This is a genomic window from Nostoc sp. (assembly GCF_036917615.1).
Lineage (GTDB): Bacteria > Cyanobacteriota > Cyanobacteriia > Cyanobacteriales > Nostocaceae > Nostoc.
On the sequence record NZ_JBALCZ010000040.1, the window covers coordinates 99123 to 110357 of the forward strand.

10 protein-coding genes are annotated in these 11235 nt (G+C 45.2%); 7 read left to right on the forward strand and 3 right to left on the reverse strand.

The genetic code is table 11. The annotated features are described in order from the left end of the window. The first annotated feature begins 563 nt into the window (after positions 1-563). The 6 genes from V7K85_RS14340 to V7K85_RS14365 all read left to right on the forward strand — a co-directional run bounded on the left by V7K85_RS14340 (position 564) and on the right by V7K85_RS14365 (position 7992). Positions 564-1757, forward strand: coding sequence for a pyridoxal phosphate-dependent aminotransferase (locus tag V7K85_RS14340; protein WP_334814312.1), 1194 nt, complete (start codon positions 564-566; stop codon positions 1755-1757). A 99-nt stretch (positions 1758-1856) separates the two neighbouring features. Next, entirely contained in the window at positions 1857-2294 is a 438-nt protein-coding gene (locus tag V7K85_RS14345) for a secondary thiamine-phosphate synthase enzyme YjbQ (protein WP_334814360.1), read from the forward strand. Between the two features lie 183 nt (positions 2295-2477). Next, complete coding sequence (locus V7K85_RS14350; protein WP_334814313.1) at positions 2478-3527, forward strand: aromatic ring-hydroxylating dioxygenase subunit alpha; 1050 nt, start codon at positions 2478-2480, stop codon at positions 3525-3527. A 648-nt stretch (positions 3528-4175) separates the two neighbouring features. Continuing rightward, on the forward strand, positions 4176-4889 hold the full coding sequence (locus tag V7K85_RS14355) for a 2Fe-2S iron-sulfur cluster-binding protein (RefSeq protein WP_334814314.1): 714 nt from the start codon (positions 4176-4178) through the stop codon (positions 4887-4889). Continuing rightward, entirely contained in the window at positions 4886-5881 is a 996-nt protein-coding gene (locus V7K85_RS14360) for an FAD binding domain-containing protein (protein ID WP_334814315.1), read from the forward strand. Before V7K85_RS14355 ends, V7K85_RS14360 begins: the two co-directional genes overlap by 4 nt. Continuing rightward, on the forward strand, positions 5878-7992 hold the full coding sequence (locus tag V7K85_RS14365; RefSeq protein WP_334814316.1) for a xanthine dehydrogenase family protein molybdopterin-binding subunit: 2115 nt from the start codon (positions 5878-5880) through the stop codon (positions 7990-7992). Before V7K85_RS14360 ends, V7K85_RS14365 begins: the two co-directional genes overlap by 4 nt. 127 nt (positions 7993-8119) lie before the next feature. Here the strand turns inward: V7K85_RS14365 and V7K85_RS14370 are convergent, their stop codons facing one another. The 3 genes from V7K85_RS14370 to V7K85_RS14380 form a co-directional block, all read right to left on the reverse strand. Next, complete coding sequence (locus V7K85_RS14370; protein ID WP_334814317.1) at positions 8120-8797, reverse strand: SDR family oxidoreductase; 678 nt, start codon at positions 8795-8797, stop codon at positions 8120-8122. An 11-nt stretch (positions 8798-8808) separates the two neighbouring features. After that, positions 8809-8937, reverse strand: a complete 129-nt coding sequence (locus tag V7K85_RS14375) for a hypothetical protein (RefSeq protein WP_334814318.1) — start codon at positions 8935-8937, stop codon at positions 8809-8811. A gap of 320 nt (positions 8938-9257) precedes the next feature. Continuing rightward, positions 9258-9776, reverse strand: coding sequence for a hypothetical protein (locus V7K85_RS14380; protein ID WP_334814319.1), 519 nt, complete (start codon positions 9774-9776; stop codon positions 9258-9260). Between the two features lie 1015 nt (positions 9777-10791). Between V7K85_RS14380 and V7K85_RS14385 the strand changes: the two genes are divergently transcribed. Beyond that, positions 10792-11187, forward strand: a complete 396-nt coding sequence (locus V7K85_RS14385; RefSeq protein WP_334814320.1) for a hypothetical protein — start codon at positions 10792-10794, stop codon at positions 11185-11187. Positions 11188-11235: the final 48 nt, after the last annotated feature.

Here is an 11235-nt window from a genome sequence, read left to right on the forward strand (position 1 = left end):
ACAAACAGAAGTCTGAGTCTGCCAAGTTTATTTGATCGGTTCATAGTTGGCACTGTCTTCAAAGACAGCGCCAACTATGAACAATCCGCACCCCTCAATTATTTATTGACAGACCACTAGGGACTGTTTTCAAACCCCAAATTAGATAGGACTTACGCAAAAAAACTCTCAAACTCTTATTCCCACCGAAGTTCAGATCGGCGGAAGCCGCCGCTCCGACTTCTCTTTGTGTCGCGCCAGTTGCTTCTCCCTTGGCGCTAGCCTCTCCCTTTGGGAGAAGGGGAGACGCTGCGCGTAGCTTGCTTCTCCGTAGGAGTACAAGTCTCTTAACTCGCCCAACGCACTGGCTTCTCTGCGTCCTCTGTGGTTCGATTTTCCGTTGCTAGTGCGTAAGTCCTATTAGACTTAAATGTAGGTTGGGTTGAGGAACGAAACCCAACATTTGCGTTGCTTTGTTGGGTTGCGCTACGCTTAACCTAATCTACTTTTTGAGTTTGAAAACACGCCCTAGTCGGTTGCTTCCTATTAAGAGATACTAAAGCCAGGTAGATAGGCATGGAAATATGGAATCCCTAACCTCTCGTATGCAGGCGGTACAGTCGCCAATTATTCCTGTGGTTGGGGAACTGATTAAAAACTCTCCTGGAACAATCTCTCTAGGACAGGGTGTTGTTTATTACAATCCACCACCGGAAGCTAGAGAATTTTTAGCTAAATTCTTCGCCGAACCCGCTAATAATTTATACAAATCAGTTGAGGGAATTCCCCCGTTGCTGACAGTACTTGCAGGAAAATTGCAAGCCTTCAACGGCATTGAAATCAACCGGGAAAACTGCATCGTCGTCACAGCCGGGAGCAATATGGGATTTATGAATGCCATTCTTGCGATCACTAACCCAGGCGATGAAATTATTCTGAATACGCCCTACTATTTCAACCACGAAATGGCGATCGCAATGGCTGGTTGTCGTGCAGTGTTAGTGGCGACGGATGAAAATTACCAACTGCGTCCAGAAGCGATCGCTCAAGCAATTACACCCAAAACACGGGCTGTAGTCACAATTTCACCAAATAATCCGACTGGAGTTGTCTATTCAGAAGCGGCATTGCGCCAAGTAAATCGAATCTGTAGCGTTCAGCGAAGCTGTGCCGAAGGGACTCGCGGCATTTACCACATTAGCGATGAAGCCTATGAATACTTTACCTATAACGGGGTAAAACACGTTTCCCCTGGTGCATTTGGGAGTAGTAGCGAGTACACTATTTCTCTCTTTAGCCTTTCCAAAGCATACGGTTTTGCAAGTTGGCGGATTGGCTACATGGTGATTCCCAAACACTTATTTGTCGCCATCAAAAAAGTGCAGGATACAATTTTGATTTGTCCACCAGTAATTTCTCAATATGCAGCTTTAGGGGCATTGCAAGCAAAAGAGGAGTATTTGAAGAGTAATATAGGTGCAATCGCTCAAGTTCGGCAACTAGTACTCGACTCGCTCAACCACCTACAAGGTTTATGTAGTATTACACCCGCCAATGGCGCTTTCTATTTTTTCCTCAAAGTTAATACCCAGATGGATGCTTTTGAGTTAGTTAAAAGACTAATCCAGGAACATAAAGTAGCCGTCATTCCAGGTACAACCTTTGGCATGAATGACGGATGCTACCTACGCGTTGCCTATGGGGCGCTGCAAAAAGAGACGGCAAAAGAAGGTATAGAAAGATTAGTGCAAGGTTTGGAAACTATAGTTAGGAGTTAAGAGTTAGGAGTTAGGAGTTAGGAGTTGATATTTAATTTATGAGGGCGTTAGACTATGTTGGCGTACCTCGTTTGCAATCTCAAATATAAAATTGAACAGATGCCAATTATTAATCAGTTAATTGAAATTGAAACTGAACCAAAAATTAATATTTATAATCTCACACCACAAATCAAAGACTTTCTGGCTTCAACATCGCTTAAAAATGGACAAGTTTTAGTATTTTCTCGACACACAACAACAGCTTTAGCTATCAATGAAAATGAAGTCAGATTGTTAGAAGACATAAAAATGTTCTTGCAAAATTTAGCCCCCGAATCAGACAGTTACTTGCATAATGACTTGCATTTAAGAGATGTCCCAGAAGATGAGCCGATTAATGCGCACTCTCACTTAATGGCAATGATGCTGACCACTAGTGAGATAATTCCCATTGTGGATGGTAAATTAGCTTTGGGAACCTGGCAATCTGTGTTGTTTTTTGAGTTGGATGGGCCGCGCAAAAGAACGGTATTTGTCCAAATTTCTGGTGAATAATTCGACTTTACACCTGCAATCCTCCCAGAAAAACCCAAATCTGAGAGAATTACGAGCATAACTAAAAAGTGCATCAGTTAAATTTACTTACAGTAATTAAGAATCTGAAAAAATGTTTTCAAGCATAACCTTCCTTTCCACAAACCAGGACTTTCGTTGTGTCAAAGGCAGAGGCAATTAGTTATGAATAACGTTAACTTTGTATTACGTAATACTTGGTACTATGCTCTGCCTAGTAATCAGATCAAGCCAGGGATGATGATCAGCCGGATTTTCTTAGGAGAACCGGTGCTGTTAGTCCGCAGCCAGGATGGCAAAGTCTCTGCGATGCGGGACATTTGTCCTCATCGGGCCGTGCCTTTGAGTTGTGGTAGATTCGATGGGCAGGAAGTGGAATGCTGCTACCACGGTTGGCGCTTTAACTCCGGTGGGCGCTGTACTGCGATCCCGTCTCTTGTAGAAGAACAGCAGATGGATTTGAGTCGCTTTGATGTACAATCCTATGCAACTCGGGAAGCCCAAGGGAATATCTGGATATATATGACTGATCCCGATAACCCTCAGCCTGCTTCTGAGATGGAGATTCCGGTAATTCCAGGGTTTGATGAGCGATCGCCGCAGTTTGTAGAAGTCATGAGATTCCCCTGTTTTGTAGATCATGCAGTGGTAGGTCTGATGGACCCTGCCCATTCACCCTACGTTCATCGTGCTTGGTGGTGGCGAAATGAGCAACTGCACGAGGAAGTAAAGCAATTCGACGCTTCGCCCTACGGCTTCACGATGCGACGACACCGATTACCAGCGAATGGGGGTCGATTATACTGGCTGATTGGCGGTGGTGTTCCGGAAACGGAGATTTCTTTTCGTTTACCTGGAGTCAGAGTCGAAGAAACCACCATTGGCAACCATCGAGTCGTTAATTTAACGGCAGTTACACCCATTTCAGACACAGAAACTGAGGTAACTTTTGCTCTTTACTGGACACTCCCTTGGGTGGGATTTTTTAAACCACTGATGCATGTGCTGGCGCGGACTTTCCTTGGTCAAGACCGAACGGTTGTGGAAAAGCAGCAGATTGGTCTGAAATATAATCCTGTGCTGCGACTGATTAAGGATTCAGATATGCAGGCGCAGTGGTACTACCAGTTAAAACGGGAGTATGCTCGGTCTGTGACTGAAGGACGAGAATTTGTGAATCCTGTCAAGGGTCAAATACTCCGGTGGCGTGCTTAAAATTAAGATTTATAGCGTTGCATATTTGCGGGATTGATTTAGCAACTAAAGCTTATTTCTCCCCCTGCCTTTCCTGCTTGCTCAAATTAATCCCACTGTTTTGCAACGCCAGATTTTCTTCTCTTGCCACGTCGTAGACATCGCCTAAAAACCAAAACTGAGAATTTAGCCTCAAATAGACATTTTAACCCAATACAGTTCAGTTAAGCATTTTTTCTCTTCTCTCTGTTTCGCGCCAGTTGCTTCTCCCCTTGGGAGACGCTGCGCGAACAAGTCGGGGAACCCGCCCAACGCACTGGCTTCTCTGCGCCTCTGCGGTTCGTTAAAAAAGTTGACTTTGATAAAGAGTTTTAGCCTTAACCCAAGCGTATTGCATTTTAACCCAAGACAAAATATTTCGTTTTGCTAAGAAATACTTAGTAGAACTATCGCTTTAGTCAATAGAGGTGGGACAAACAGCAATATCATGCTAAATCCACGGCTGAGAAGATGATCCGGCTATTTGGGAAAGCGTACTTTGTCTGATTTTTTCCTTATTTCCCCAGACCTTACCTGCACTCGACCTTAATTATGTACACAATATTAAATAGCTATGCATATCCCTAAGTTCTCAAAATTACCGGATTATTCAATCTAGAAGGACGAATTATGGAACACAAAAAAAGGGTGGAAAAAACATCTCAACCCGGTTTTTTGGGACAGGCACTGACTGCTGCCGGAACAGCTATAGCCGCTCCCTCATTGCTTAATCAGGCAGGCGTAGCAAAGGACGCTAGCCAAAGTAATCCAGGTGAGATGAATGTGAAACTTACTGTTAACGGTGAGCAGCAAACCCTCGACCTTGAGCCGCGTGTCACACTCTTAGATGCCCTGCGCGATCGCCTGGGGCTAGTGGGCAGCAAAAAGGGATGCGATCATGGGCAGTGTGGGGCCTGTACTGTTCTGATCGATGGTGAGCGAGTTTATTCCTGCCTGACTCTGGCAGTGATGCAGGAAGACAAGGCGATCGTCACCATTGAAGGGCTGGCGATGGGCGATACTCTCCATCCAGTGCAGGCAGCATTCATTGATAACGATGGCTTCCAGTGCGGCTATTGTACCCCAGGACAGATTTGTGCTTCTGTTGCCTTACTTGATGAAGTCAAACGCGGCTGTGCCAGCGTTGTCACACCAGATTTGGCTCGTCCCCCACAGTTGGCTGAACTTTCTGAAGCTGAAATCAAGGAGCGACTGAGTGGTAATCTCTGTCGATGTAGCGCTTACAACGGCATTGTGGCAGCAGTTCAGCAGGTAATGGGACAAAAACCGCCCTCTCCTGCCGCAGATGTGATGGTCAATGAACCCCAGGAGATGCTCAGATGAACAACTTCACTTACACCCGTGCTACCTCTGTGAAAGATGCAGTTCAACGGGCAACGGATGACCAAAATGCGATATTGATTGCAGGCGGTACGAATTTAGTTGACCGTCTCAAAGTCTTTCTAGATGAGCCATCGCAACTAATCGACATCTCTCGATTAGAGATGAAGCGCATTGAACGCACAAGTGAGGGTGGTCTAAGTCTTGGAGCGCTGGTAACTAACACAGCAGTGGCAGACCATCCTGATGTTCGCCGCGATTATCCAATCCTGTCTCGGGCGATTCTTTCTGGTGCGTCTCAGCAAATCCGCAATATGGCAACCGTCGGGGGCAACCTACTGCAACGCACTCGCTGTCCCTACTATTACGATACCGCCTTCCCTTGCAACAAACGGCAACCGGGAAGCGGCTGTCCGGCAGCAACGGGCATCAACCGGATGCACGCCATCCTTGGGGCTAGTGACCAATGCGTGGCAGTTCAACCCTCAGATATGTGTGTCCCTCTTGCGGCTCTGGATGCTGTTGTTATTGTGGAAGGCCCCAAGGGTAAACGGGAAATACCATTGACAGACTTTCACCGACTACCAGGGAACACACCCCAGCGAGATACAAACTTAGAGCCAGGTGAATTGATTAGCTCTGTGGTTTTGCCCCCAGTGCCATTTGCCAAATCAGGGGTTTACTTAAAGTTACGCGATCGCACTTCCTATGCCTTTGCGTTAGTCTCTGTGGCAGCTGCGATTGACTTAGCGGGTGAGCAGATTCAGAATGTACGCTTGGCAATGGGTGGTGTAGCCCATAAACCTTGGCGCTCAAAGGAAGCAGAAAAGTTTTTGATCGGCAAGAGTGCCAATACTGCAACGTTTCAACAGGCGGCAGAAATTGCACTTCAAGAAGCTAAACCATTAACTCATAACAGTTTCAAAGTTGACTTGGCAAAGCGGGCAATTCGTCGCGCACTTGCGGTATCAGCTAAAGGAGGAGGCGTAGTATGAACAAAGTAATTGGGACTGCCGTCGACCGCAAGGATGGACGGGCAAAGGTTACGGGCACGGCAACCTACGCCGCAGAACATGAAATTCCAGGTCTGGTTCACGGTTATCTTGTCACCGCCAGCATTGCCAATGGGCAAATTAAAAGCATCGACACCAGGGCAGCAGAAAAGGCAATAGGTGTCATAGATGTTTTCACGCATAAAAACTCGCCTAAAATGTTGATGCCAGCCAACGACTTTATGACCTCGAAAATCTACGAGGCTCGTCTGCCGTTGTCGGATGACAAAATTCACTATGCAGGGCAAATTATCGGTTTGGTAGTAGCAGACACCTTCGAGCGGGCGCGTGATGCGGCGCATTTGGTCAAGGTGGAATACACAAGCCAAAAGCCAGTCGTGGAAGCTGCACTCGCCACCTTCAAGGAGGCACCACCGCAGATGGGTCAAGAGCTAAAGTTTGAAAAGGGCAATTTTGCGGCAGGGGTGGCGAGTGCAACAACGAAACTTACAGCCACCTACAAGACAGCCATCGAACTGCACGCGGCGATGGAACCCCATGCGATCATTGCCCACTGGCAAGATGCAAATTCTCTCACTGTTTACGAACCGTCTCAGTGGGTGTTGGCAACTCAGCGCACCTATGCACAACTCTTTGAACTCCCAACTGAACAGGTTCATATCGTCACACCTTTTTTGGGTGGAGGTTTCGGCTCTAAAGCCTTTCCCTGGCCCCACGGTATTCTCTGTGCTGCGGCTGCCCGTGAACTTCAGCGTCCTCTGAGAGTCGTCCTCAGCCGACGGCAAATGACAGCGAACGCCGGACACCGCTCCGAAACCGAGCAAACTATGCGCTTGGGAGCAACTGCTGATGGTAGTTTAACTGCGATCGCTCATGAGGTTAAATCCTCTACCTCACCAGTGGATGTCTTTACAGAACCCTGTACCGCGGTCACGCCAGTTATGTACACAGCGCCGAATTTGCAACTGAAGCAGGAACTAGCGGTACTGAACATCGGTACACCAACATTCATGCGCGGGCCAGGAGAGAATCCTGGAATGTGGGCGATGGAGTCGGCAATGGACGAGCTGGCCTGGATGCTAAAGATTGACCCGGTAGAACTGCGCCTGAAAAATGAAACTAAAGAACACCAACGCGAAGGTCAGCCATTCTCAGCCAAACATTTTGCTGACTGTTTGATCTTGGGTGCGGAGCAATTTGGCTGGAAAGACAGACCAAAACAGCCGCGTTCTTTGACATCCGATGGCAAACTCGTTGGTTGGGGGATGGCGGCAGCAACCTACCCTGGCAGGCGGGGGAAAGCATCAGTCAAGGTACGGCTGCTACCAGATGGTACTGCCCATGTTCTCACCGCCGGGAATGACATGGGCACTGGCACATATACCGTTGTTGCAGCCACAGCAGCAGATGCATTGGGGCTACCCGTCGAACAGATACACGTAGAGTTAGGCGACTCCTTACTACCAGATGGAGGCATGGCGGGTGGTTCCATGATGACAGCATCTCTCCTCCCGGCGGTGATGTCAGCTTGTGAGCAAGTTCTGAAAACTGCTAATGCTAAGACTGCACAAGAGGCGTTTGCAACTCTGAGTCAGTCCGGCCAAGCAGCAATTGAGGCCACAGCATCCTCTGCTCCTGGCGATGAAACCAAGAAATGGGCATTCCAATCTTGGGGCGCACACTTTTGCGAAGTCAGCGTGGATGAAGAAATCGGACGTTTGCGGGTGACGCGTTGGGTGTCAGTGATGAATATCGGGCGAGTGATCAACTCTAAAACAGTAGCGAGTCAAGTACGTGGTGGCGTGATCATGGGTATTGGGCAAGCCTTAATGGAGGAGTGCCAAGTTGATCCAAACATCGGCTATCCCGTGGTTTATGACCTTGCTACCTATCACTTACCAGCCCATGCAGATATTCCTCGCATTCAGGTAGCCTTCGTCGGCGAACCTGACTTCAACTTCAACCCAGCAGGTGTAAGAGGTGTAGGTGAAATTGCGATCACAGGTGTTTCAGCTGCGATCGCCAATGCAGTTTACCATGCCACAGGTAAGCGCATCCGTGATTTACCCATTACACCTGACAAGTTGATCTAAAAGGCATTGGGCATCTCCAGAAAAGAATGTAGAGACGCGAAATTTCGCGTCTCTATAAGGGTTTGGGTGAACGCATAATTAATTTTCCCAGATGTCTATTGGGCATTCAAAAGAAGCTTTAGGGGCACTAACCCAAACTAAATTCTGTAAATTCTCTTTGCCCAAACAGCATGTTTCGGTCTACGGCTGATAAAATTTTATTATTGGCGCGATCGCTATTTAAACAGCGACCAACTAACTGCGCGACATCTGCACGATTAATGCTACCAATAATCTGCGGATCTTCGGTTAAAACGCCATTGCCTGTTGCTGGTTCTGACTTGAGTCCACCAGGACGGATGATTGTATAGGTGAGTCCACTGGCAATTAAGTGTTGTTCAGCTTTGTCTTTCTCAGCTAAAACTTTTCCCAGTACCTCTAAAACTTGGGGTGACGCAGCAACAACACTATTGCCAGCACCAATGGAAGATACAAGAATAAACTTTTGTACTCCAGCTTTAACTGTTGCATCGATCAGATTTCTATTACCAGGGTAATCCGGCCTTTCTACATCTGTTGGTAAACCGCCAATTGTACTGATAACAGTGTCAATAGGTTCATCTGTCAGGATTGCCCGTTCGACATCGCCAACATTCAAGGCATCTCCCAGAACTACCTCAATACCGATTCCTTCCAGTTCAGCAGCAACTGCTGCCTTTCTCAGGAGTGCTTTGACCTTTAGCTGTTGTCCTGTGAGGGATTGGGCAATTTCTCGACCAACACCACGACTTGCTCCAGCCAGAAAAATATAAGATGCACTTGTCATAATCAGCCTAACTACTTACGCTCAAAGGATTTTATCAGAGGATTGGCAGTATTTAATAATTGCTCAAGCTCCTGGGATGCTTCTGGTTGATGGCGAACATAAGTGTCAATAAATAGACCAATAATTTCACTTATCAGCAAACGTAAGTTTTCTTGGGGTTGAGTAGCTTCTAAGTCGAGAGAGGGTCTACCGGTAGTGAAATCTGGCTAATCAACTATCGAAAAGTGATTTGCTCCCTTTAAGATTACTAGATAGCTGTCATTTCGTCCGCCAGTAATTGCTTGTTGAAATATACGTATGACTGGGATGGTAGCATCACTAGGACTTACACCATAGCGATTTATTCTCGTTCTGCCTGTTATTGAATGTAGGCCTTCACTACTACTGGAATTCCGTTATTTAAAGCTTAACGATATCTTCTATAGATATCTCGGTGACAAAATTTTTATACGACCTCGATTTATCCTTTTGCCACGTATTGAAGAGTTTCAATTTGCTCAGATGCTGTCAGGTCTTTACCATTTGCCCAACTAGTAGGCGGTTTAGAGTGATTCAATGCTCCAAACATTTTAAGGCAGTGCGAGTACGTGATGGCCCACATAAGCCGATAATTTACATTGTATTTTTTATCATTTGCAATAAAAGTAGATTTGATAGTTTGATTGCGAATACCATTTAGGATTGTAATTGCTAGTTCTTCCGAATCCTTGATATCTAGATCGAAATGGCGATGGTTAGCTGGATAAAAATTTAAATTATTTTGAGGAGTAAATTCATAGCGGGTTGTTTTTGGGAGACAGTTTACTGGAATAATTAAAGAGCCTCTAGTAGCCTTTGAGTCTCGTTTGTTGCCTTTGCTAGCACGAAGCTTGCTTTGATTTATACCTTCTGCTACTACCCCAAGAGCGTGTCCGATATCAAAAGTATCGATTGTATCGGCTTCATAAGTAGAGATACCTGAAGCTTCACCTCCTAACATAAATGTATGCTAAAAAATAATTTCTAGAGTAAATAACAAGACTCAGTAAAGAAGATTCTTCACCTTGACAAACTAAATTGATTGTCTTGTCTCATCTTATTGTAAGACGACAATGGATTGCTGTTTTCCGCACTGGAAGTAAGTATTTTATAATTTCTTTATAAAATTCTCAATAGAGAATTTAAGGCAAAAGCCAGTCTAGCAATGACTTTTAACGTTTAAACCATAACTGTATTTTTCTTAAAACTTTTATAATCTTCAAGTATCATGACTTGCACTTGCGCTTGTCTGTTATCTGTTTTGTCAGTAAATGTCTTCTTTGTCGTTACTGCTTCTAGATCGCCTCTACCCTTCTATATTGATTTGTCTTCTTAGCTCAGTTGTATTGAAAACAAGCGATGAGTCGTTTTATAATTGGATTTGTGCTATCCAATCAAGTAGAGCCTTAGAGACAAAGTGATCGCTTCACTAAGAAGAAGAATTTTTTAATCACTGTGCCTCGTTATATCTCATACCGAGCATTGGGATATTGCGACGGTGGCGATCGCCCTCGCCCAAATCCCCCATTTCCGCTTCCTGTTTTGAGTAACTTAAAGTTATTGAATCTTGCTCTCTTTTTGCTTGGATATCTAGGTATCCAATAAACTAGGCAAATATTGTGTGGGCATAGCCAGCCCTTCATGCCATCCCTTTCGCCACATCCATGCCAAGGGGCGGTTCGTGGGTGCAAGATTGTGAAAAGTTTTTCAGGAATGGAGACTAGAACTTACGCATTGACAGAAAAATGATAATGTGCCAGGACTTACGCACGGGTTATGAAAGAACGAACCACAGAGACACAGAGTACACGGAGGAATGATTTGAGAGGTTTTTTGCGTAAGTCCTAATGTTGAATTATGTTTACCTACTGGTAATTAAAAATATTAGTACAATAATTATACTTAACCCAATTGTAGGGAGTATTTTATTAAACAATTGTGGCAATCTAGCAAATAACTTTTCAATGGGTTTACTTATGGCTAAAAAATCTCAACCAAATCTAGAACAATACCAAGATGTCAGATTATCTGCCACCACAAGAATTTGGGTAATTACAGTCGCCATTCTCGGAGTTTGCGTCCCACTATCAGCCGTTACTAGAAGCGGTGCTATTCTTCCTTTAGTTGCTATTGGTGGCGCAGCTGTTGGTACAGTTGCTGTTTGGCGTTCTGATGAGCAAAAATCAAAAACTAACTATTTGCAACAACAGCAAATAGAACTGTTAGAGCGGAGATTAGCGAATTTAGAAACAATTGTTAGCAGTGATGACTTGAACTTGCAAATGAAAATTAAACAAATCGAAGCAAAGGATACTTTTGGGGACTCTTCTGATCTAAGTACTACACCCAGACAACCAAAACGCAAAGGTTAAAATTAGCTAATCTTCACAATTTATACCGATTTCAGATGATATCCCCGA